Annotated in this window: 20 protein-coding genes; all 20 read left to right on the top strand. The window is 71.9% G+C overall.

The window, feature by feature from the left end; genetic code table 11:
- The first annotated feature begins 18 nt into the window (after window positions 1–18).
- The 20 genes from metK (at window position 19) to pyk (ending at window position 23054) form a co-directional block, all read left to right on the top strand.
- On the top strand, window positions 19–1212 hold the full coding sequence (gene metK / locus H4J02_RS07445) for a methionine adenosyltransferase (RefSeq protein WP_187674013.1): 1194 nt from the start codon (window positions 19–21) through the stop codon (window positions 1210–1212).
- A 2-nt stretch (window positions 1213–1214) separates the two neighbouring features.
- Complete coding sequence (locus tag H4J02_RS07440; protein ID WP_187674012.1) at window positions 1215–3215, top strand: primosomal protein N'; 2001 nt, start codon at window positions 1215–1217, stop codon at window positions 3213–3215.
- A 25-nt stretch (window positions 3216–3240) separates the two neighbouring features.
- Entirely contained in the window at window positions 3241–4158 is a 918-nt protein-coding gene (gene fmt / locus H4J02_RS07435) for a methionyl-tRNA formyltransferase (protein WP_187674011.1), read from the top strand.
- The gene (locus tag H4J02_RS07430) at window positions 4155–5531 is read left to right on the top strand and encodes an RsmB/NOP family class I SAM-dependent RNA methyltransferase (protein ID WP_187674010.1); all 1377 of its coding nucleotides are present in this window, start codon (window positions 4155–4157) and stop codon (window positions 5529–5531) included. Before fmt ends, H4J02_RS07430 begins: the two co-directional genes overlap by 4 nt.
- A gap of 59 nt (window positions 5532–5590) precedes the next feature.
- The gene (rpe, locus tag H4J02_RS07425) at window positions 5591–6202 is read left to right on the top strand and encodes a ribulose-phosphate 3-epimerase (protein ID WP_187676479.1); all 612 of its coding nucleotides are present in this window, start codon (window positions 5591–5593) and stop codon (window positions 6200–6202) included.
- Between the two features lie 80 nt (window positions 6203–6282).
- A complete protein-coding gene (locus H4J02_RS07420; protein WP_187674009.1) occupies window positions 6283–6651 on the top strand; it encodes an FKBP-type peptidyl-prolyl cis-trans isomerase in 369 nt (122 codons plus the stop codon).
- A 131-nt stretch (window positions 6652–6782) separates the two neighbouring features.
- On the top strand, window positions 6783–7046 hold the full coding sequence (locus H4J02_RS07415; RefSeq protein WP_187674008.1) for a phosphoribosyl-ATP diphosphatase: 264 nt from the start codon (window positions 6783–6785) through the stop codon (window positions 7044–7046).
- A gap of 45 nt (window positions 7047–7091) precedes the next feature.
- Complete coding sequence (gene hisG, locus H4J02_RS07410) at window positions 7092–7931, top strand: ATP phosphoribosyltransferase (protein ID WP_187674007.1); 840 nt, start codon at window positions 7092–7094, stop codon at window positions 7929–7931.
- The gene (gene hisF, locus H4J02_RS07405; RefSeq protein ID WP_187674006.1) at window positions 7931–8692 is read left to right on the top strand and encodes an imidazole glycerol phosphate synthase subunit HisF; all 762 of its coding nucleotides are present in this window, start codon (window positions 7931–7933) and stop codon (window positions 8690–8692) included. Before hisG ends, hisF begins: the two co-directional genes overlap by 1 nt.
- Window positions 8689–9057 carry a phosphoribosyl-AMP cyclohydrolase gene (gene hisI / locus H4J02_RS07400; protein ID WP_187674005.1) on the top strand — a complete coding sequence of 123 codons (369 nt, stop codon included), beginning with the start codon at window positions 8689–8691 and terminating at the stop codon, window positions 9055–9057. The genes hisF and hisI overlap by 4 nt, the downstream gene beginning before the upstream one ends.
- Entirely contained in the window at window positions 9054–10592 is a 1539-nt protein-coding gene (locus tag H4J02_RS07395; RefSeq protein WP_187674004.1) for an anthranilate synthase component I, read from the top strand. The genes hisI and H4J02_RS07395 overlap by 4 nt, the downstream gene beginning before the upstream one ends.
- Window positions 10589–11188, top strand: coding sequence for a Trp biosynthesis-associated membrane protein (locus H4J02_RS07390; protein WP_187674003.1), 600 nt, complete (start codon window positions 10589–10591; stop codon window positions 11186–11188). The genes H4J02_RS07395 and H4J02_RS07390 overlap by 4 nt, the downstream gene beginning before the upstream one ends.
- 72 nt (window positions 11189–11260) lie before the next feature.
- Window positions 11261–11491, top strand: a complete 231-nt coding sequence (locus H4J02_RS07385; RefSeq protein ID WP_187674002.1) for a DUF6704 family protein — start codon at window positions 11261–11263, stop codon at window positions 11489–11491.
- A 1-nt stretch (window position 11492) separates the two neighbouring features.
- The gene (gene trpC, locus H4J02_RS07380) at window positions 11493–12269 is read left to right on the top strand and encodes an indole-3-glycerol phosphate synthase TrpC (RefSeq protein ID WP_187674001.1); all 777 of its coding nucleotides are present in this window, start codon (window positions 11493–11495) and stop codon (window positions 12267–12269) included.
- Window positions 12266–13495: a tryptophan synthase subunit beta gene (gene trpB / locus H4J02_RS07375; RefSeq protein ID WP_187674000.1), complete on the top strand. Its 1230-nt coding sequence runs from the start codon at window positions 12266–12268 to the stop codon at window positions 13493–13495. Before trpC ends, trpB begins: the two co-directional genes overlap by 4 nt.
- Window positions 13492–14268 (top strand): tryptophan synthase subunit alpha, encoded by a 777-nt coding sequence (gene trpA, locus H4J02_RS07370; RefSeq protein ID WP_187673999.1) that lies wholly within the window; start codon window positions 13492–13494, stop codon window positions 14266–14268. The genes trpB and trpA overlap by 4 nt, the downstream gene beginning before the upstream one ends.
- 13 nt (window positions 14269–14281) lie before the next feature.
- The gene (gene lgt, locus H4J02_RS07365) at window positions 14282–15361 is read left to right on the top strand and encodes a prolipoprotein diacylglyceryl transferase (RefSeq protein WP_397420161.1); all 1080 of its coding nucleotides are present in this window, start codon (window positions 14282–14284) and stop codon (window positions 15359–15361) included.
- A 112-nt stretch (window positions 15362–15473) separates the two neighbouring features.
- On the top strand, window positions 15474–20078 hold the full coding sequence (gltB, locus tag H4J02_RS07360; RefSeq protein ID WP_187673998.1) for a glutamate synthase large subunit: 4605 nt from the start codon (window positions 15474–15476) through the stop codon (window positions 20076–20078).
- A 2-nt stretch (window positions 20079–20080) separates the two neighbouring features.
- A complete protein-coding gene (locus tag H4J02_RS07355) occupies window positions 20081–21538 on the top strand; it encodes a glutamate synthase subunit beta (RefSeq protein WP_187673997.1) in 1458 nt (485 codons plus the stop codon).
- A gap of 58 nt (window positions 21539–21596) precedes the next feature.
- On the top strand, window positions 21597–23054 hold the full coding sequence (pyk, locus tag H4J02_RS07350) for a pyruvate kinase (RefSeq protein ID WP_187673996.1): 1458 nt from the start codon (window positions 21597–21599) through the stop codon (window positions 23052–23054).
- Window positions 23055–23110: the final 56 nt, after the last annotated feature.

The raw sequence follows: 23110 nt of genomic DNA, 5'->3' as shown, positions 1-23110 counted from the left end.
ACCGAAACAGGCTGGCACGTGAGTTCTCTGCGTCTCTTCACCTCCGAATCCGTCACGGAGGGGCACCCCGACAAGCTCTGCGATCAGGTGAGCGACTCGATCCTCGACGCCCTTCTCACGGCCGACCCGAACGCGCGCGTCGCCGTCGAGACCCTCGTCACGACGGGCCTCGTGCATGTCGCGGGCGAGGTGTCGACCACCGCCTACGTCGAGATCCCGCAGATCGTGCGCAAGAAGATCACCGAGATCGGTTACGACTCGTCCGACGTCTGGTTCGACGGCCGTTCGTGCGGTGTCTCGGTGTCGATCGGCGGTCAGTCGCCCGACATCGCACAGGGTGTCGACGCCGCGTTCGAGACCCGCGAGGGCACGAGCGTCGACGACCTCGACCGCCAGGGCGCGGGCGACCAGGGCATCATGTTCGGCTACGCGACGCGCGAGACGCCCGAGCTCATGCCGCTGCCGATCTGGCTTGCTCACCGCCTCGCCGAGCGGCTCTCCGAGGTGCGCCACGAGGGCCTCGTCGGCTACCTGCGCCCCGACGGCAAGACCCAGGTCACCGTCGGCTACGACGGGGTGACGCCCCGTACGATCGAGACGATCGTCATGTCGGCGCAGCACTCGCCCAAGGTCGCGAACGAGCAGCTGCGGGCCGAGCTCTTCGAGCTCGTCGTGCGCCCCGTGCTCGAGCGCGTCGACCTGCCGTGGGAGGACGCGCAGCGCTTCATCAACCCCACGGGCCGCTTCGAGATCGGCGGACCGCAGGGCGACGCGGGCCTCACGGGCCGCAAGATCATCGTCGACACCTACGGCGGCGCGGCGCGCCACGGCGGCGGGGCGTTCTCGGGCAAGGACCCGTCGAAGGTCGATCGCTCGGCCGCCTATGCGATGCGCTGGGTGGCCAAGAACGCCGTCGCCGCGGGCCTCGCCGACCGTCTCGAGGTGCAGGTCGCCTATGCGATCGGCAAGGCGGCCCCCGTCGGGCTCTACGTCGAGACCTTCGGCACGGGCGCGGTCTCCGACGAGACCATCACCGAGGCCATCCGCGAGGTCTTCGACCTGCGGCCCGCCGCCATCATCCGCGACCTCGACCTGCTGCGACCCATCTACGGTCAGACCGCGGCGTACGGCCACTTCGGCCGAGAGCTGCCCGACTTCACGTGGGAGCGGCTCGACCGCGTCGAGGAGCTGCGCGCCGCCGCAGCGCTCTGACCATGGGGGCGGCCGACGCGGGCGGGGACGAGCACCCGGGGGCGCCGACGATCGCGCGCGTCGTGCTCGAGACGCCGCTTCCTCAGCTCGACCGCCTGCTCGACTACCGCATCCCCGCGGGCATGGAGGGCGTCGTGCCCGGCGTGCGGGTGACGGCCCCGCTGCGCTCCGCGAACCGGATGACGCAGGGCTTCGTCGTCGAACTCACGACCCAGCAGGAGCATCCGGGTCCCCTCTCCGACCTCGACTCCGTCGTGTCGAGCGCCGAGGTGCTGCGGCCGGAGGTGTGGCGGCTCGCGCGCGCCGTCGCCGACCGCGCCGCGGGATCGGCGATCGACGTGCTGCGGCTCGCCATCCCGAAGCGCCAGGTGCGCGTCGAGAAGTCGTGGCTCACGGCCCGCGCGGCCGGCCGGTCGGAGCCGGCGCCGCTCGCGATCCCGGCACCCGAGGTCGCGGGCTACCGCTCCGAGGCTGTCGACCGGCTCCTGCAGGGCGGCCGCTCGGCCCTCGCCGTCGACCCCGGCGTCGTGCAGCTGGGCGAGGTGTGGGTCGGCCGATGGGCCCTGACTCTCGCGCAGCTCGCCGCCCGCACGGTCGTGGGTGGAGCCTCGGCGATCGTCGTGGCGCCCGACCACCGCGACATCCGGCAACTCGAGGCGGCCCTCGCGAGCGTCCTGCCCGAGGATCGCGTCGTGCGCTTCGACTCGGCGCAGCCCGAGGCCGACCGCTACCGCGCGATGCTGCGCGCCATGGGGGAGAGCCCCGTCGTCGTGCTCGGCAACCGCTCGGCGGTCTACGCGCCGGCGACGCGGCTCGGCCTCATCGCCGTGTGGGACGACGGCGACCCGCTCCTCGCCGAGCCGCTCACGCCGTACGTCCACGCGCGCGACGCGGCGCTCATCCGCCAGGAGCAGCAGGGCAGCGCGCTCGTGTTCGCGGGCAGCACGCGCACGACCGAGGTGCAGCGCCTCGTCGAGCTCGGGTGGCTCACGGGGCTCGCACCCGAGCGTCCGCGGCGGGTCAACGTCCTGCCGACGGCCCACGCGGCAGGAGCGGCCGCCGACGACCACGCGCGCATCCCGAGCATGGCGTGGCGCGAGGCGGCGACGGCCGCGAAGACGGGCCCCGTGCTCGTGCAGGTCGCGCGGCCCGGCTATGCGCCCGGTCTGCGCTGCGGCGAATGCGGCACGGCCGCGCGCTGTCGGCGCTGCGGTGGGCCGTTGCGCGTCGAGCGCCAGGGCGGCCCACCGAGCTGCCTGTGGTGCGGCGTCGACGAGCGCTCGTTCCGCTGCCTCGAGTGCAGCTCCACGAAGCTCGTGCGCGTCGGGGCGGGCACGACGCGCACGGCCGAGGAGCTCGGCCGGGCATTCCCCGGCATCCGCGTCATCGTGGCCGACGGCGAGCGCCGGGTGCTCGAGGTCGACGATCGCCCCGCCCTCGTCGTCGCGACGCGCGGCGCCGAGCCGGTGGCCGCGGGCGGCTACCGCGCCGTGCTGCTGCTCGACGGCGAGCGGATGGTCGCGCGCGAGACCCTGCGCGTCGCGGAGGACTGCCTCCGCTGGTGGAGCGACGCCGCGGCCCTCGCCGCCGACGACGCGAAGGTCTTCCTCGTCGGCGTCGGCGGTCGCCTCGCGACGGCACTCGCGACGAACGGCATCGTGGCGTTCGCGCGCCAGGAGCTCGCCGACCGGCGCGCCCTCGGCTTCCCGCCCGCGATGCGCGTCGCGACCCTCGAGGGCGAGGCGGATGCCGTGGAGGCGGCGATCGCGGCGCTCCCGGAGGGAAGCGACACCCTCGCGGAGCGCACGGCCGAGGGACGGACGCGCGCCATCATCCGCTTCGACTACGCCCACGGCGCTGCTGTCGCGCGCGCGGTGCGCGGCGAGATCATCCGGCAGGCCGCCAAGCGCCGGAAGCCCGTGCCCGGCCGCCCGCGCAACGGCCGCGCACCCCTGCCGCTGCGCGCGCACTTCGACGACCCGGAGCCCTTCGAGGAGACGTGAGGCCGCGGCACGGCAGGATGGAGGGGTGCGTCTGATCTTCGCGGGGAGCCCCGCCGCCGCCGTCCCGAGCCTCCGCGCCCTCCTCGAGGGCCCGCACGAGGTCGTGGCCGTCGTGACGCGCGAGGACGCCCCGCAGGGTCGCAAGCGCGTGCTCACGCCGACGCCCGTGGCCGAGGTGGCGGAGGCGGTCGGCATCCGCGTCATCAAGGCGAACCGCCTCGCCCACGTCGAGGACGAGCTGCTCGCGCTCGACGCCGAGCTCGGGGTGGTCGTCGCGTACGGGGGCCTCATCCGCGAGCCCATCCTGAGCGCGCCGCGGCACGGCTGGATCAACCTGCACTTCTCGCTCCTGCCGCGCTGGCGGGGCGCCGCACCCGTGCAGCACGCGATCATCGCGGGCGACACCGAGACGGGCGCCGCGGTCTTCCAGCTCGTGCCCGAGCTCGACGCGGGGCCCGTCTTCGCGGTGGAGCGCGTGACGGTCGGCGGCGTGCAGACCGCGGGGCATCTGCTCGAGTCGCTCAGCGAGTCGGGTGCGCGACTGCTCGCGAGCGTCGTCGACGCGATCGCCGACGGCTCGGCCGTCGCGACCCCGCAGGACGGCGAGGTGACGCTCGCCCCCAAGCTCACGCTCGACGACGGCCGCCTCGACTGGTCGCAGCCCGCGGCGCGCGTCGACGCCCGCCGTCGCGGCGTGACGCCGGAGCCCGGCGCGACGACGACGCTCGACGGCGAGCGGTTCAAGATCCTCGATGCCGCGATCGCCCACGACGCCCCACGCCTCGAGCCCGGACACGTCGCCGTGCGCGGCAAGGCCGTGCACGTCGGCACGGGCGACACGCCGCTCGAGCTGCTCGTCGTGCAGCCCGCGGGCAAGCGCGCGATGCCCGCCGCGGACTGGTGGCGCGGCCGCCCCGCCGGCGCGCCCACGGTGTTCGCATGAGCCGCATCCAGCCCGCGCGTCGCGTCGCCGCCGACGTGCTCGCGGCGGTGCGCGAGTCGGACGCGTACGCGAACCTGCTGCTGCCCGCGCGCATCCGTGACGCGCGTCTCGCAGGGCCGGATGCGGGCTTCGCGACCGAACTCGTCTACGGCACGTTGCGCATGCAGGGCTACTACGACCGCGTCATCGCGCTCGCCGCGCGCCGTGACGCGTCGCGCATCGACGGTCCTGTGCTCGACGTGCTTCGCCTCGGCGCGCACCAGCTGCTGTCTCTTCGCACGGCTCCGCACGCCGTCATCTCGGAGTCGGTCGAGCTCGTCAGGCGCGCGCGCAAGGCCTCCGCTGCGGGCTTCGTCAACGGCGTCCTGCGCACGCTGTCGCGCGACACCCTGGATGTGTGGCGGCAGCGCACACTCGAGGGCCTCCGAGGCGCAGAGCGCGCCGCCGTCGAGTTCTCGCATCCCGCGTGGGTCGTCGAGGCGCTCGAGGAGGCGCTGGCCCAGGAGGGCGCCGCCGACGAGCTCGCGGCACTCCTCGCGGCCGACAACAACCCGCCGCGCGTCGCGTTCGCCGCGCTCCCGGGTCTCGCGGATGCCGCGCAGCTCGCGGGGGACGCGTACCTGCCCGGGCGGCTGTCGCCCGTGGCCCTCGGGTCGACAGGCGGGGACCCCTCGTTGCTCCCGGACGTCGCGGCGGGCCGCGTGCGTGTGCAGGATGAGGGATCGCAGCTCGCGGCGCTCGCTCTCACGCGCGCCCGGCCCGTGACGGCGGGGGAGCGCTGGCTCGATCTGTGCGCGGGGCCGGGCGGCAAGGCGGCGCTTCTCGCCGCAGAGGCCGCGCTCGGGGGCGCGTCCCTCGTCGCCAACGAGGTCGTGCCGGCGCGTGCCGGTCTCGTCCGCAACGCCATCGCGCCGTTCGCGGACCTGCCCGACGCCCCCGTCGTCGTCGAGGGCGACGGTCGCCGCTTCGCCGACGGCGCCGAGACCTTCGACCGCATCCTGCTCGACGCGCCGTGCTCGGGCCTCGGCGCCCTGCGCCGCCGCCCGGAGGCGCGCTGGCGCAAGTCGCCGGAGGATCTCGCCGAGCTCGTCGCACTCCAGGCCGAGCTCATCGACGCCGCGGTCGCCGCGCTCGCTCCGGGCGGCGTGCTCGCCTACGTGACGTGCTCGCCGCATCCGGAGGAGACGCGCGCGCAGGTGGCCGCCGCGCTCGCCCGGCACCCCGGGCTGCGGGCGCTCGACACGCCCGCTGTGCTCCAGGCCGTCGCGACGGCACCCCTTGGGCTGCCCGAGGCCGTCTCCGCGCAGCTCTGGCCGCATCGCCACGGCACGGATGCGATGTTCGTGCAGCTGCTCGCTAGGGTCGATCCGTGAGCACGAGCACCCGACCCGCCCGTATCCAGCCGAGCATCCTCGCGGCCGATTGGGCCGACATGCGCGGCGAGGTCGAGCGCATCCGGAACGCCGATCAGGTGCACGTCGACGTCATGGACAACCACTTCGTGCCGAACCTCACCTTCGGGCCGCAGATGGTCGAGACGGTGCAGCGCGTGTCGCCCGTGCCGCTCGACGTGCACCTCATGATCGAGGATCCGGAGCGCTGGGCCCCCGGGTACGCCGAGCTCGGCGTCTTCTCGGTCACGTTCCACGCGGAGGCGGCGAGCGATCCCGTCGCTCTGGCGCGCCGCATCCGCGAGATCGGCTCGCGCGCGTCGATCGCCCTCAAGCCCGGCACGGCCGTCGAGCCGTACCTCGAGCTGCTGCCGGAGTTCGACCAGGTGCTCGTCATGACCGTCGAGCCGGGCTTCGGCGGCCAGAGCTTCATGCCCGAGGTCATGCCCAAGCTGCGCCTGCTGCGCGAGGTCGCCGACCGCGAGGGCCTCGACGTGTGGCTGCAGGTCGACGGCGGCATCGCGGCCGACACGATCGGCATCGCCGCCGAGGCGGGCGCCGACACCTTCGTCGCGGGCTCCGCCGTCTACGGGGCAGCGGATGTCGACGCCGCGATCGCGGGACTCCGCGCCGCCGCCATGCACGCGCACTGACGCCGTCGCAGGCGGTCGAGGAGCGCAGCGGGGCGACGGGTCTCGAGACCCCGAGCCCGACGTCTGATTGACTTGACCCCATGACCGACAAGACCAAGCCCGAGATCGACTTCATCGAGGGCCCGGCGCCCACCGAGCTCGTCATCACCGACCTCGAGGTCGGCGACGGGGCGGAGGCGACGCCCGGCGCGACGGTCGACGTGCACTACGTGGGCGTCGACTTCGAGACCGGCGAGCAGTTCGACGCGAGCTGGGACCGCGGCAGCTCGATCCAGTTCCCCCTCGCGGGCCTCATCAAGGGCTGGCAGGACGGGATCCCGGGCATGAAGGTCGGCGGTCGCCGCCAGCTCGTGTGCCCGCCGCAGTACGCCTACGGCCCCGCGGGTGCGGGTCACCGCCTCTCGGGCCGCACCCTCGTCTTCGTCATCGACCTCCTCGGCGTCCGCTGACCCGTCTTTCTGCCAAACGCTGCAGCGTTTCGCCCAGCGCGCCAGTGATAGCTGGCGCGCGAAGGCAACCGCTGCAGCGTTTGGCCGACTCCACGACGGAGAGACGGGTCAGGGCCCGGTAACCTAGGCGGGTGAAGTCGTTCGACGCCCTCTTCGAGGAGCTCTCCGCCAAGGCCGTCGCGCGTCCCGAGGGGTCGCGCACCGTTGCGGAGCTCGACGCGGGCGTCCACGCGATCGGCAAGAAGATCGTGGAGGAGGCCGCCGAGGTCTGGATGGCGGCCGAGTACCAGTCCGACGCCGAGACGGCCGAGGAGATCTCGCAGCTGCTCTACCACCTGCAGGTGCTCATGATCGCGAAGGGCCTCACCCTCGAGGACGTCAACCGACATCTGTGAACGCGCATCCGCCCCGATGACCGTTCACCACCAGAAAGCACAGACATGCTGAGAATCGCCGTGCCCAACAAGGGCACGCTGTCGGAGAGCGCCACCTCGATGCTGCGCGAGGCCGGCTATGCCACGCGCCGCGACCCCAAGGAGCTCATCGTCGCGGACCCGCGCAACGACGTCGAGTTCTTCTACCTGCGCCCCCGCGACATCGCCACCTACGTCGGCTCCGGAGCCCTCGACGTGGGCATCACGGGACGCGACCTGCTGCTCGACTCGCACTCGGCCGCGGTCGAGATCGACGAGCTCGACTTCGGCGCCTCGACGTTCCGCTTCGCGGGCCCGATCGGCCGCTTCCAGACCTTGCGCGACCTCGAGGGCGTGCGCGTCGCGACGAGCTACGACGCGCTCGTGCGCGACTTCCTCGAGGCCGAGGGCGTGAACGCCACGGTCGTGCGCCTCGACGGCGCCGTGGAGTCTGCCGTGCGGCTCGGGGTCGCGGATGCCGTGGCCGACGTCGTCGAGACCGGCTCGACCCTGCGCAAGCAGGGCCTCGAGATCTTCGGGCCCGTCATCCTCGAGTCGAGCGCCGTCGTGATCGCCGCGCGCGACGACATCCCGGGTGTCGAGACGCTGCGCCGCCGCATCCAGGGCGTCATGGTCGCGCACCAGTACGTGCTCATCGACTACGACCTGCCCGCCGAGCTCGTCGACAAGGCCTCCGCGGTCACGCCGGGCCTCGAGTCGCCGACCGTGTCGCCGCTGCGCGACAGCGGCTGGGTCGCCGTGCGCGTCATGGTGCCGCGCAGCGAGATGAACCAGGTCATGGACGAGCTCTACGCGCTCGGCGCCCGCGCCATCCTGGTGAGCGCCATCCACGCCGCGAGGATCTGATGGACGTCCTGGTGCGCGTCATCCCGTGCCTCGACGTCGCCGCCGGACGCGTGGTCAAGGGAGTCAACTTCCAGGGCCTCCGCGACGCGGGCGACCCCGTCGAGCTGGCACGGAAATACTACGAGCAGGGCGCCGACGAGATCACCTTCCTCGACGTCACCGCGACGGTCGAGGACCGCTCGACGATGTACGAAACCGTGACGGCCACGGCGGAGCAGGTGTTCATCCCCCTCACGGTGGGCGGCGGCGTGCGCTCCGTCGACGACGTCGCGCGGCTGCTCGGCCACGGCGCCGACAAGATCGGCGTCAACTCGGCCGCGATCGCGCGCCCCGAGCTCATCGGCGAGATCGCCGACCGCTTCGGCGCGCAGGTGTGCGTGCTCTCGCTCGACGTCAAGCGCTCGCCCCGCACGCCGTCCGGCTTCGTCGTGACGACCCACGGCGGCCGCACCGAGACCGACCGCGACGCCCTCGAGTGGGCGCGCGAGGCGATCGAGCGCGGCGCGGGCGAGCTGCTCGTCAACTCGATCGACGCCGACGGCACGAAGGAGGGCTTCGACCTGGAGCTCGTCCGCGCCATGCGCGAGCTCTCGCGCGTGCCCGTCATCGCGAGCGGGGGAGCGGGAGCGGTCGATCACTTCGCGCCCGCGGTCGAGGCCGGCGCGGACGCCGTGCTCGCCGCATCCGTCTTCCACAACGGCGAGCTCACCGTGGGCGACGTCAAGCGCGCCCTGAGCGACGCGGGAATCGAGGTCCGATGAGCACCGTCGACGAGGTCGTGGAGCGTGCGCGCTTCGACGCGAACGGGCTGCTGCCCGCCGTCATCCAGCAGCACGACACGGGCCGCGTGCTCATGCTCGGCTACATGGACGCCGAGGCGCTGCGCCGCACGCTCTCCGAGGGCCGCGTGACGTTCTGGTCGCGCAGCCGTCAGGAGTACTGGCGCAAGGGCGACACGAGCGGCCACCGCCAGTACGTGAAGGGCGCCGCGCTCGACTGCGATGGCGATACGCTGCTCGTCCAGGTCGAGCAGCTCGGACCCGCGTGTCACACGGGCTCGCACAGCTGCTTCGACGTCGACCCCCTCGATCCCGCGATCGGAGACCCCTCGGAGGCCACCGCGTGACCACCACCGCTCGAGCCGAGTTCGACGCCGCCATCGCCGCCGGTCACCGCGTCGTGCCCGTGCTGCGGGAGCTCTTCGCCGACGGCGAGACGCCCGTCGGCGTGTACCGCAAGGTCGCCGCCGACCGCCCGGGCACCTTCCTGCTCGAGTCGGCGGAGCAGGGCGGCATCTGGTCGCGCTGGTCGTTCGTCGGCGCGGGCTCGCTCGGCGTGCTCACGCAACGTCGCGACGCCGACGGCGACCGAGCCGTGTGGATCGACTACGGGCTGGATGCCGCACGCGCCTTCGCGGGCGAGGTGCCGACGAGCCCGCTCGCTGCCGTCGACGCGCTCTACGCCAACTGGCGCACGCCCCAGCAGGACGGGCATCCGCCCCTCACGGGCGGCCTCGTGGGCTTCATCGGCTGGGAGGCGGTGCGCCAGCTGGAGCACCTCCCCGAGATCCCGCCCGCCGAGGTGCCGATCCCCGGCCAGGCGCTCGCGTTCGTCTCCGAGCTCGTCGCGCTCGACCACCGCACGGGCACCGCGACGCTCATCGCGGCCGTGCTCAACGACGGCACCGAGGATCCGGATGCCGCCTGGGCGGCCGCGCAGGAACGTCTCGACGCGCTCCAGGCGGCTCTCGCCCAGCCCTCGCCCGCGCAGCTCGCCGAGGTGGACCTCGCGGTGGCCCCGCATGCGCGGCACCGCATCGAGCGCGCGGCCTTCGAGGCCTCGGTCGTGCGTGCGAAGGAGTTCGTGCGCGACGGCGACGTCTTCCAGGTCGTCATCTCGCAGCGCTTCGACCACGAGCTGTCTGCGACGCCGCTCGAGGTCTACCGCGTGCTGCGCGTGCTCAATCCGAGCCCCTACATGTACCTGCTCGCGCTCGAGACGCCCGAGGGCGAGCCGTACTCGATCGTCGGCAGCTCGCCCGAGGCCCTCGTCAAGGTGCAGCGCGGTCGTGTGTTCACGCACCCCATCGCGGGATCGCGTCCGCGCGGCGAGACGCCCGAGCGCGACCTCGAGCTGGCCGACGAGCTGCTCGCCGACCCCAAGGAGCAGGCGGAGCACCTCATGCTCGTCGACCTCGCGCGCAACGACCTCTCGCGCGTGTGCCGCGCGGGCACCGTCGAGGTCACCGAGTTCATGCAGGTCGAGCGTTTCAGCCACATCATGCACCTCGTCTCGAGCGTCGAGGGCGACCTGCGGCCCGAGGCGAGCGCGGTCGACGTCTTCCGCGCGACGTTCCCCGCCGGCACGCTCTCGGGCGCGCCCAAGCCCCGTGCACTCGAGATCATCGACGAGCTCGAGGTGGCTCAGCGTGGCCTCTACGGCGGTGTCGTGGGCTACTTCGACCTCGCGGGCGATGCCGACCTCGCGATCGCGATCCGCACCGCGACGCTCGTGGGCGACACGGCGTACGTGCAGGCGGGAGCGGGTCTCGTGGCGGACTCGGACCCCGCATCCGAGCACCACGAGGCGGTCAACAAGGCGGCCGCGCCGCTCCGCGCGGTCGCGGTCGCCAACGCGATGCGGCGGATCGAGGAGTCGTGAGCCCCTCCCGGCTGCGGGGCGCCCTTCTCGGCGGCACCGCCCTCCTCGCGGGGCTCGTGTTCCTCGCCTGGTCGCAGCCGTGGTTCACGCTGACGCTCGTCGCCTCGAGCGGCGACCCCGCGCCGCTCGAGGTACGCGGGGACGTCGCCGCGTCCGCGCTCGCACCGCTCGCGCTCACCGTGCTCGCGATCGTCGCGGCGCTCGCTCTCGCGGGACCCGTGCTGCGGACGGTCTTCGGCGTGCTCGAGGCGCTCGTCGGGGCCTCAGTCGTTGCCGTCACGATCGTGAGCCTCGGCGATCCCGTCCAGGCGTCCGCATCCGCCGTCACGGATGTCACGGGCGTCGCGGGGAGCGACTCAGTGGCCGGACTCGTGTCCGGCGTGGCGGTGTCCGTCTGGCCCGGCACGGCGATCGTCTTCGGCATCCTCATCGCGATCACGGGCGCGTTCGTCGCGGTCACGGCCCGGCGCTGGCCGGTCTCCGGCCGCAAGTACTCCCGCACGCGCATCGAGCCCGCCGAGAGCGCCGCATCCGACCCCGTCGCGGAGTGGGACGCGCTGAGCGAGGGCGACGACCCCACCGCGCCCTCCCGCTAGACTGACGAGGCCCGGAGAACCGGGCTTCCCGCGGGCGAGACGCCCGTACGCACTCGAGAAGGAGATCCACCTGTGAGCGACACGCACGATCCCGGACACGGCAACTCGCCCGCCGCCTGGGTCGCGGTGACCATCATGCTCGTCGCGTTCGCCGCCGGCACGGTCTTCTTTTGGCTCGAGATGCCCGCCCTCGTGTGGGCCTCGGCGGGCCTGCTCGTCGTGGGCGTCATCGTCGGTGTCGTGATGTCGAAGCTCGGCTACGGCGTCAAGGGCCCCAAGTACGTCGCGAAGGCGCACGACTAGCGTGCTCTCGGATCTCGTCGCCGGGGCTCTCGCCGACGCCTCGGATCGTCGCGCTGCGCGCAGCCTCGCCGACGTCGAAGCGGATGCGCTCGCCGCGCCCGCGCCGCGTGACGCCCTCGCGGCGCTCGCGCCCGCCGAGCGCGTGAAGATCATCGCCGAGGTGAAGCGCGCGAGCCCGTCCCGCGGCGCCCTCGCGGAGATCCGCGATCCCGCGGGGCTCGCCGTCTCGTACCAGACCGGGGGAGCGAGCGCGATCAGCGTGCTCACCGAGCAGCGTCGCTTCGGCGGTTCCCTCGCCGACCTGCGCGATGTGCGCGCGGCGGTCGACATCCCCGTGCTGCGCAAGGACTTCATCGCCGAGCCGTACCAGGTGTTCGAGGCGCGCGCCGCGGGCGCCGACCTCGTGCTGCTCATCGTCGCCGCGCTCGAGCAGAGCGTGCTCGCCGAGCTGCACACGCTCATCGGCCAGCTCGGCATGACCGCGCTCGTCGAGACGCACAGCGCCGAGGAGGTCGATCGTGCGCTCGAGATCGGCGCGCAGGTCGTCGGCGTCAATGCGCGCGACCTGTCGACCTTCCAGCTCGACCGCGACCTCTTCGGGTCGCTCGCGTCGTCGATCCCGGCGGGCGTCATCCGCATCGCCGAGTCCGCGGTCACCTCGCCCGCCGACGTCGCCCACTACCGCGAGGCGGGCGCCGACGTCGTGCTCATCGGCGAGGCGCTCGTGACAGGAGAGGACCCCGTGTCGACCCTCGAGAGCTTCCTGGCGGCAGGATGAGCGAGAGCATCCGCGAGAGCCTGCGCCGGCTGCCCGGCCCGTTCTTCGGCGAATACGGCGGGCGCTACATGCCCGAGTCGCTCATCGCCGCGATCGACGAGCTCGCCGCTGCGTACGACGAGGCGAAGGCCGACCCCGCGTTCCAGGCGGAGCTGACCGAGCTGCACCGCAGCTACACCGGCCGGCCGTCGATCATCACAGAGGTGCCGCGCTTCGCCGAGCACGCGGGCGGCGCGCGGGTCTTCCTCAAGCGCGAGGACCTCAACCACACGGGCAGCCACAAGATCAACAACGTTCTCGGCCAGGCGCTCCTGACGCGACGCATCGGCAAGACGCGCGTCATCGCCGAGACGGGCGCGGGCCAGCACGGCGTCGCGACGGCGACCGCGGCCGCGCTCTTCGGCCTCGAGTGCACGATCTACATGGGTGAGGTCGACACGCAGCGCCAGGCGCTCAACGTCGCGCGCATGCGGCTGCTCGGCGCCGAGGTCGTCTCGGTCACGACGGGCTCGCGCACCCTCAAGGACGCCATCAACGAGGCGTACCGCGAGTGGGTCACGAGCGTCGAGACCACCAACTACATCTTCGGCACGGCGGCGGGCCCTCATCCGTTCCCCGCGATGGTGCGCGACTTCCAGGCCGTCATCGGCGAGGAGGCCCGCGAGCAGCTGCTCGAGACCATCGGGCGTCTCCCGGATGCCGTGGTCGCGTGCGTCGGCGGCGGCTCGAACGCGATCGGCATCTTCGACGCGTTCCTCGACGACGAGGGCGTCGCGCTCTACGGCATCGAGGCGGCGGGCGACGGTGTCGACACGGAGAAGCACGCGGCGTCGATCGAGCGCGGTCGCCCCGGTGTGCTGCACGGCGCGCGCAGCTACCTGCTGCAGGACGAGGACGGCCAGACGATCGAGTCGCACTCGATCTCGGCCGGCCTCGACTACCCGGGCGTCGGTCCCGAGCACGCGTACCTCGCCGATATCGGCCGCGCGAGCTACCTCCCGGCGACCGACACCGAGGCCATGGAGGCGCTGCGTCTCCTGAGCCGCACGGAGGGCATCATCCCGGCGATCGAGTCGGCGCACGCTCTCGCGGGCGCGCTGCGCCTCGGGCGCGAGCTCGGCCCCGACGCCGTCATCCTCGTGAACCTCTCGGGTCGCGGAGACAAAGACGTCGCGACCGCCGGGCGCTGGTTCGACCTCTTCGACGACGGGGCGGTGCAGTCGTGAGCGGTGTCGCGCAGGCCATCACGGGCCGCGGCGCGCTCATCGGCTACCTGCCCGTCGGCTTCCCCGACCTGCAGACGAGCGTCGATGCGGCCGTCGCCCTCGTCGAGAACGGCGTCGACGCCCTCGAGCTCGGCCTTCCCTACAGCGACCCCGTCATGGACGGTCTCGCGATCCAGAAGGCGACGCAGGCGGCCCTCCAGGCCGGCTTCCGCGTGCGCGACGTGTTCACGGCCGTCGAGGCCGTGCGCGCGCGCGTCGACGCGCCCGTGCTCGTCATGACGTACTGGAACCCCGTCGTGCAGTACGGCGTCAGCCGTTTCGCCGACGCTCTGCGCGACGCCGGGGGAGCGGGTCTCATCACGCCGGACATCACCCCCGACTCCGCCGAGGAGTGGATCGCCGAGAGCGACCGCGCGGGCCTCGACCGCGTGTTCCTCGCCGCCCCGTCGTCGACGGATGCGCGCCTCGCCGAGACCGTCGCCGCGAGCCGCGGCTTCGTGTACGCCGTGTCGACGATGGGCATCACGGGTGCTCGCGCCGACGTCGACGCGAAGGCCCGCGACCTCGTGGCCCGCCTGCGCGCGGCGGGAGCCACGGGCCCCGAGACGATCGCCGCGTGCGTCGGCATCGGCATCTCGACCCCCGAGCAGGTGAGCGAGGTGCTCGGCTACGCCGACGGCGCGATCGTCGGCTCCGCACTCGTCAGCGCCCTGGCCGAGGACGGTGTCGCGGGCGTCGCCCGCCTGGCATCCGCCCTCTCTCACGGAAAGTAGACTCGCGAACGTGATCGCAGCGCCCTTGAGCATCCCGAGCCCGCCGGAAGAGTGGAAGTACCTTCCGCTCGGCGACTGGCTGCGCGCCATCCTGCCGTTCCTGCCCGCCGACTGGAACCTCCGGATCACGACGTACGCGCTCGTGATCATCGTCGGCATCTTCGCGGCGGTCGTCATCGCGAACCTCCGCCTCACGGCGCGCGGCGCCGAGCCGTGGATCATCGTCGACGTGGGCATCTGGGCCGTCGTGCTCGGCATCGTCGGCGCGCGCCTGTACCACGTGGCCACCCACCTGGGCGACTACTTCGGACCCGGCAACGACAACCCCTGGAACCCCTTCCAGCCCGGCAGCATCTGGGCCATCTGGGAGGGCGGCGGCGCGATCTTCGGCTCGCTCATCGGCGGCGCGATCGGCGTCGCGATCGGCTGCAAGCTCACGGGCCTGCGCTTCTGGAGCGTCGCGGATGCGATCGCACCGGGCCTGCTCGTCGCGCAGGCGTTCGGTCGCCTCGGCAACTGGTTCAACCAGGAGCTCTTCGGCCTCCCCACCGACCTCCCGTGGGGCCTCGAGATCACCCGCCCGAACTCGGCGATCCCCGAGGGGCTCCCCGACGACGTGCTGTTCCACCCGACCTTCCTCTACGAGATCCTGTGGAACCTCGCGGGCTTCGCGCTCATCATCCTCGTCACCGAGCGCATCACGCGCGTCGCGGGCAAGCTCATCCCGCAGTTCACGCGCAAGCCGTTCTGGCAGTGGGGCAAGGTGCTCGGCCTGTACCTCATCTGGTACGGCGTCGGTCGCACGTGGTTCGAGTCGATCCGCCTCGACCCGAGCGAGACGTTCCTCGGCATCCGCTCGAACGTGTGGGCCGCACTGGCCGCGATCGTCGTCGGACTCCTCATCATCGCGGTGCAGACTCGCCGTCACCCGGGCGTCGAACCGGACGTCTACCAGCGCGGTCGCCGACCTGGGGGCGCCTCTGGGGTAGACTCCGAGGACACCTATTCGGATTCGGATGATGACGAGCCGGGCGATGGCGCCGCGGAGCTCACCGAAGCTGCCGCCACAAGCGGTTCGACCCGATCAAGCTGACGTTCCGCACACACCTCGCTGACGAACCGGCCCGTCCCGACGGATCCGGTCACCCCTCTCTCAGTTGGGCCATCGTCGTCCCACTTCCCGCAATCACGTGAGGACGGTATCCATGGCGCTCCCCGAGACGACGCCCGTACCCGGCCGGCCGGACGCCTTCGCGCGCTTCAGCGCTGTTCCCCGCGCGCAGGGCATGTACAACCCTCGCCTCGAGAAGGACGCGTGCGGTCTCGCGATGGTCGCGACCCTGCGCGGCACCGCGGGCCACGACATCGTCACGAACGCGCTCGACGCGCTCCGCCACCTCGAGCACCGCGGAGCCGTCGGCTCGGATGCGGGCACCGGCGACGGCGCGGGCATCATCACGCAGATCCCCGACGCGTTCCTGCGCGCGGTCGTCGACTTCGAGCTGCCGCCCGTCGGCCAGTACGCGGTCGGCATGGCGTTCCTGCCGCTCGACGACGAGGCCCGGGCGGCCGAGAAGGATGCCATCGGCCGCATCGCGGTCGAGGAGGGCTTGCGGGTGCTCGGCTGGCGCGAGGTGCCGACCGACCCCGAGCACCTCGGAACCCTCGCGCGCGACGCCGCACCGGCCTTCGAGCAGCTGTTCGTGGCATCCGAGCGCAGCGACGCGTCCGGAAAGCCGGTCTCGGGCATCGTGCTCGACCGCCAGACGTTCCGCCTGCGCAAGCGCGCCGAGCGTGAGCTCGGGTCGTACTTCCCGTCGCTGTCGAGCCGCACGCTCGTCTACAAGGGCATGGTCACGACGCTCCAGCTCGAGCCGTTCTACCCCGACCTGTCGGACGAGCGGTTCGCCACGAAGCTCGCGCTCGTGCACTCGCGCTACTCGACGAACACGTTCCCGTCGTGGCCGCTCGCGCAGCCGTTCCGCATGATCGCCCACAACGGCGAGATCAACACCGTGCAGGGCAACCGCAACTGGATGCGCGCGCGCCAGAGCCAGCTCCGCTCCGACGACCTCGGCGACCTGCGCCCGCTGTTCCCGATCGTCTCGGAGGGCGCGAGCGACTCCGCCTCGTTCGACGAGGTCGTCGAGCTGCTCACGCTCGGGGGCCGGAGCCTCCCGCACGCGATCATGATGATGGTGCCGGAGGCCTGGGAGAACCAGGTCGACATGGACCCCGCCCGCCGCGCGTTCTACGACTACCACTCGGCGCTCATGGAGCCGTGGGACGGCCCCGCCGCCCTCGTCTTCACCGACGGGTCGCTCGTCGGCGCGACGCTCGACCGCAACGGTCTCCGCCCCGGCCGCTTCCTCGTGACCGACGACGGCCTCGTCGTGCTCGCGAGCGAGATCGGCGTGCTCGACTTCCCGGCCGACCGCGTCGTCCGCAAGGGCCGCCTGCGCCCCGGGAAGATGTTCCTCATCGACACCGTCGAGGGTCGCATCATCGAGGACGACGAGATCAAGACGAGCCTCGCGGCCGAGAACCCCTATGCGCAGTGGGTGCAGGAGAACCGCATCGAGCTCGCCGAGCTCCCGCCGCGCGAGCACGTCATCCACACCGCCGCCTCCGTCACGCGCCGTCAGCGCACCTTCGGGTACACGGAGGAGGAGGTGCGCATCCTCATCTCGCCGATGGCGCAGAACGGTGCCGAGCCGCTCGGCGCCATGGGGTCCGACACGCCCATCGCGGTGCTGTCCGACCGGCCGCGGCTCATCTTCGACTACTTCACGCAGGCGTTCGCGCAGGTCACCAACCCGCCGCTCGACTCCATCCGCGAGGAGGTCGTCACGTCGATGAAGCTCGGGCTCGGCCCCGAGCGCAACCTGCTCGACGCGACCCCCGAGCACGCGCGCCAGATCGTGCTCGACTTCCCCGTCATCGACAACGACGAGCTCGCGAAGATCCTGCGCCTCGGCAAGGAGAGCGGACAGCGCCTCACGCACACGCTCAAAGGCCTTTACCGCTTCGACGCGGGGCGCGACGCCATGGAGATCCGTCTCGAGGAGCTGTGCGCGGAGGCCGACGCGGCGATCGAGGCGGGAGCCCAGTTCCTCGTGCTCTCCGACCGCGACTCCAACAAGGACCTCGCGCCCATCCCGTCGCTTCTCATGCTGTCCGCGGTGCACCACCACCTCATCCGCCAGGAGACGCGGATGCGCGTGGGGCTCATCGTCGAGACGGGCGACGCCCGCGAGGTGCACCACGCCGCGCTCCTGCTCGGCTACGGCGCCTCGGCGATCAACCCGTACCTCGCGATGGAGACCGCCGAGCAGCTCGTCGCGACCGGCATGATCCAGGGCATCACGCCCGAGAAGGCCGTCAAGAACCTCATCAAGGGGCTCGGCAAGGGCGTGCTCAAGATCATGTCCAAGATGGGCATCTCGGTCATCGGCTCGTACGCGGGCGCCCAGGCGTTCGAGGCGGTCGGCCTCAGCCAGGAGTTCGTCGACAAGTACTTCACGGGCACGACGACCCTTCTCGGCGGCGTCGGCATCGACGTCATCGCGGAGGAGAACCTCGCCCGCCACACCTCGGCCTACCCCGAGAACGCCGGCGAGAAGGCCCACGAGCGGCTCGAGACGGGCGGCGAGTACCAGTGGCGCCGCGAGGGCCCGCCGCACCTCTTCAGCCCCGAGACCGTGTTCAAGCTGCAGCACTCGACGCGCAACCGGCGCTTCGACATCTTCCGCGAGTACACGAAGTCGGTCGACGAGCAGGCCGAGCGCCTCATGACGCTCCGCGGCCTCTTCCGCATCAAGACGGGGGAGCGGCCGCCCGTGCCGATCGACGAGGTCGAGTCGATCTCCTCGATCATCGCGCGCTTCAACACGGGTGCGATGAGTTACGGCTCCATCTCGCAGGAGGCGCACGAGACCCTCGCGATCGCCATGAACCGCATCGGCGGGCGCTCCAACACCGGTGAGGGCGGCGAGGACGTCGAGCGCCTGCTCGACCCCGAGCGTCGCAGCCGCATCAAGCAGATCGCCTCGGGTCGCTTCGGCGTCACGAGCATGTACCTGACGCACGCGACCGACATCCAGATCAAGATGGCGCAGGGCGCGAAGCCGGGCGAGGGTGGACAGCTGCCCCCGCAGAAGGTGTATCCGTGGGTCGCGCGTACGCGCGGCGGGACCCCGGGCGTGGGCCTCATCTCGCCGCCGCCGCACCACGACATCTACTCGATCGAAGACCTCAAGCAGCTCATCTTCGACGCCAAGCGCGCCAACCCCTCGGCGCGCGTGCACGTCAAGCTCGTGAGCCAGTCGGGCATCGGCGCCGTCGCGGCGGGCGTGACGAAGGCCCTCGCGGATGTCGTGCTCGTCTCCGGCCACGACGGCGGCACGGGCGCATCCCCGGTCAACTCGCTCAAGCACGCGGGCACGCCGTGGGAGATCGGTCTCGCCGAGACGCAGCAGACCCTCATGCTCAACGGCATGCGCGACCGCGTCGTCGTGCAGGTCGACGGTCAGATGAAGACCGGCCGTGACGTCATCATCGCGGCGCTCCTGGGCGCCGAGGAGTACGGCTTCGCGACGGCCCCGCTCGTCGTGTCGGGCTGCATCCTCATGCGCGTCTGCCACCTCGACACGTGCCCCGTGGGCGTCGCGACCCAGAACCCCGAGCTGCGCGCCCGCTTCACGGGCAAGCCCGAGTTCGTCGAGACGTTCTTCGAGTACCTCGCGCAGGAGGTGCGCGAGTACCTCGCGGAGCTCGGCTTCCGCTCCCTCGACGAGGCGATCGGTCGCAGCGAGCTCCTCGACGTCGACCGCGCCGTGCGCCACTGGAAGGCCGACGGCCTCGACCTCACACCCGTGCTCATCGGACCCGAGTTCCCCGAGGACGAGCCGCGCGCAAACCGCCGTACGCAGGACCACGAGCTCGAGGAGCACTTCGACCAGGAGCTCATCCGACTCGCGTCCGACGCGCTCGAGCACGGCACGCCCGTCGAGATCGAGTTGCCCATCAAGAACACCGAGCGCGCCGTGGGAACAATGCTCGGCCACGAGGTCACGAAGCGCCACGGCGAGCACGGCCTCCCGGAGGGCACCATCCAGGTGACCCTGCGCGGCGCGGCCGGCCAGTCGCTCGGCGCCTTCATGCCGAACGGGATCACCCTGCGGCTCGAGGGCGACTCGAACGACTACGTCGGCAAGGGTCTCTCGGGCGGCCAGATCGTCGTGCGCCCGCCGCGCGGCGCCGTGTTCCCCGCCGAGCGCAACGTCATCGCGGGCAACGTCATCGGCTACGGCGCGACCCGTGGATCGATCTTCATCCGCGGCGTCGTGGGTGAGCGGTTCCTCGTCCGCAACTCGGGCGCCACGGCCGTCGTCGAGGGCGTGGGCGACCACGCGCTCGAGTACATGACGGGCGGCCTCGCGGTCATCCTGGGCGGCACGGGCCGCAACCTCGGTGCCGGCATGTCCGGCGGCACCGCCTACGTCTACGACCTGCGGCCCGAGCGCGTCAACCGCGACTCGCTCGCGAGCGGCGAGCTCGAGCTCCTTCCGCTCGAGTCGGCCGACGTCGCCATCGTCACCGACCTCCTCGAGAAGCACATCGCCGAGACGGATTCCGCCCTCGCCAAGCGCCTGCTCGAGAACACCGAGGAGACCATGTCCAAGTTCGTGAAGGTGCTGCCGCGTGACTACGCGGCGGTCATCGAGACCCGGCGCCAGGCCGCCGACGAGGGGCTCGACCCGGACGGCGAAGTCGTCTGGAACCGCATCCTCGAAGTGACGGGGGGCTGACCATGGCCGATCCGAAGGGATTCCTCAAGGTCCAGCAGCGTGAGCTCCCCGCCCGTCGCCCAGTTCCGGTCCGCATCATGGACTGGAAGGAGGTCTACGAGGCGCAGGACCCGTCGCAGTTGCGCCGTCAGGCCGGCCGCTGCATGGACTGCGGTGTGCCGTTCTGCCACCAGGGCTGCCCGCTCGGCAACCTCATCCCCGAGTGGAACGACCTCATGTGGCGCGGCGAGGGCCGCCAGGCCATCGAGCGTCTCCACGCCACCAACAACTTCCCGGAGTTCACGGGCCGTCTGTGCCCGGCGCCCTGCGAGTCGTCGTGCGTGCTCGGCATCAACCAGCCGCCTGTCACGATCAAGCAGGTCGAGGTCTCGATCATCGACCAGGCGTTCCAGAACGGATGGGTGCAGCCGCATCCGCCGGAGCGCCTCACCGGCAAGACGGTCGCCGTCGTCGGCTCGGGCCCCGCGGGCCTCGCGGCCGCCCAGCAGCTCACGCGCGCCGGCCACACCGTGGCCGTGTACGAGCGCGACGACCGCATCGGCGGACTGCTGCGCTACGGCATCCCCGACTTCAAGATGGAGAAGCGCCAGGTCGAGCAGCGCATCGCCCAGATGCAGGCCGAGGGCACCCGCTTCCGCGCGGGCGTCGAGATCGGTGTCGACATCTCGTGGGCCGAGCTCAAGGAGCGCTACGACGCCGTCGTCATCGCGACGGGTGCGACCGTGCCGCGTGACCTGCCCATCCCGGGTCGCGACCTCCTCGGCGTGCACTTCGCCATGGACTACCTCGTGCAGCAGAACAAGGTCGTCGCGGGCGACACCCTGCCGGAGCAGCTCTCGGCCCACGGCAAGCACGTCGTCGTCATCGGCGGTGGCGACACGGGTGCCGACTGCATCGGCACCGCGCACCGTCAGGGCGCGCTGAGCGTCACCAACCTCGCGATCGGCTACCAGCCGCCCGTCGAGCGCCCCGAGCACCAGCCGTGGCCCATGGTCCCGACGATCTTCGAGGTGTCCTCGGCGCACGAGGAGGGCGGCGAGCGCGTGTACCTCGCGTCGACCGTCGAGTTCCTCGGCAACGAGGCCGGCGAGGTGCGCGCCCTGCGCGTCGCCGAGACCGAGTACGTCGACGGTCGCCGCGTGCCGAAGTCGGGCACCGAGCGCGAGATCCCCGCCGACCTCGTGCTCATCGCGATGGGCTTCACGGGCCCCGAGCGCGACCTGATCGACGAGCAGCTGCGCCTTCCGTTCGACGACCGCGGCAACGTCGTGCGCGACGAGCTCTACGCCACGAACGAGCCCGGCGTCTTCGTGGCCGGCGACGCCGGACGCGGCCAGTCGCTCATCGTCTGGGCGATCGCGGAGGGCCGCGCCGCGGCCGCCGCCGTCGACCGCTACCTCGAGGGCCACACGGAGCTCCCCGCTCCCGTGCGTCCCACCGACCGCGGCTTCATGCTCTGAGCCCCGCTCGCGCCGAAGCCACCCCCGACCAACACCCCCACACCACACTGAAGGAACAATGAGACGAGCCAAGATCGTCGCGACGCTGGGACCCGCCACGTCGAGCTATGAGAATCTGCGGGCCATCATCGAGGCGGGCGTCAACGTCGCCCGGATGAACCTCAGCCACGGCACCTACGAGGTGCACGAGGAGGTCTACGCGAACGTGCGTCGGGCCGCGGAGGACGCGGGTCAGCCCGTGGCCGTCCTCGTCGACCTGCAGGGCCCGAAGATCCGCCTCGGCAAGTTCGCCGACGGACCCCACGAGCTCGCGGTCGGCGACATCTTCACGATCACGACCGAGGACGTCGTCGGCACCAAGGAGCTCGTCGGCACGACGTTCAAGGGCCTCCCACAGGACGTGAAGGCGGGCGACTTCCTCCTCATCGACGACGGCAAGGTCAAGGTGCGCGTGCTCGACACCGACGGTGTGCGCGTGCGCACCGAGGTCGTCGTCGCGGGCCCCGTGTCGAACAACAAGGGCATCAACCTCCCGGGCGTCGCGGTCAACGTGCCCGCCCTCTCGGAGAAGGACGAGGCCGACTTGCGCTGGGGCCTCAAGCTCGGCGCCGACTACATCGCGCTCTCGTTCGTGCGCAACGCCGCCGACATCACGCGCGTGCACGAGATCATGGCGGAGGAGGGCCGCAAGGTCCCCGTGATCGCCAAGATCGAGAAGCCGCAGGCCGTCGAGGCGCTCGACGAGATCATCGACGCGTTCGACGGCATCATGGTCGCCCGCGGCGACCTCGCGGTCGAGCTGCCGCTCGAGGCGGTGCCGGTCGTCCAGAAGCGCGCCGTCGAGCTCTGCCGCCGCATGGCGAAGCCCGTCATCGTCGCGACGCAGATGCTCGAGTCGATGACCCACTCGCCCGTCCCGACCCGCGCCGAGGCATCCGACGTCGCGAACGCCGTGCTCGACGGAGCGGATGCCGTGATGCTCTCCGGCGAGACGAGCGTCGGCGAGTATCCCGTCATCACCGTCCAGACGATGGCCCGCATCATCGAATCGACCGAGGAGCACGGCCTCGAGCGCATCGCGCCGCTCGGCACCAAGCCGCGCACGCAGGGCGGTGCGATCACCCTCGCCGCCGCCGAGGTCGCGGAGTTCGTCGACGCGAAGTACGTGTGCGTCTTCACCGAGTCGGGCGACTCGGCGCGCCGCATGTCGCGTCTGCGCTTCCGCATCCCGATGAAGGCGTTCACGCCCGACGAGGGCATCCGTCGTCGCATGAACCTCACGTGGGGCATCGAGTCCTTCAAGGTCGAGCGCGTGCAGCACACGGATGCGATGTACAAGCAGGTCGACGAGATCCTCATCGAGAAGAAGATCGCGTCGATCGGCGACAAGGTCGTCGTGATCTCGGGATCCCCTCCCGGCATCCCCGGCTCGACCAACGACCTGCGCGTCCACGTCGTGGGCGACGCGATCAACAAGGTCGTGCCCGTGTGGGAGTCCGGCGAGCACGCCGACTGACACCCGCTCGTTCGAACGGCGCCGTCCCCTCGGGGCGGCGCCGTTCGCCGTTCGAG

Source organism: Protaetiibacter sp. SSC-01 (genome assembly GCF_014483895.1).
Lineage (GTDB): Bacteria > Actinomycetota > Actinomycetes > Actinomycetales > Microbacteriaceae > Homoserinibacter.
The sequence above is the reverse complement of the archived record's forward strand: the minus strand, read 5'-3'. Positions and strand labels throughout refer to the sequence as shown.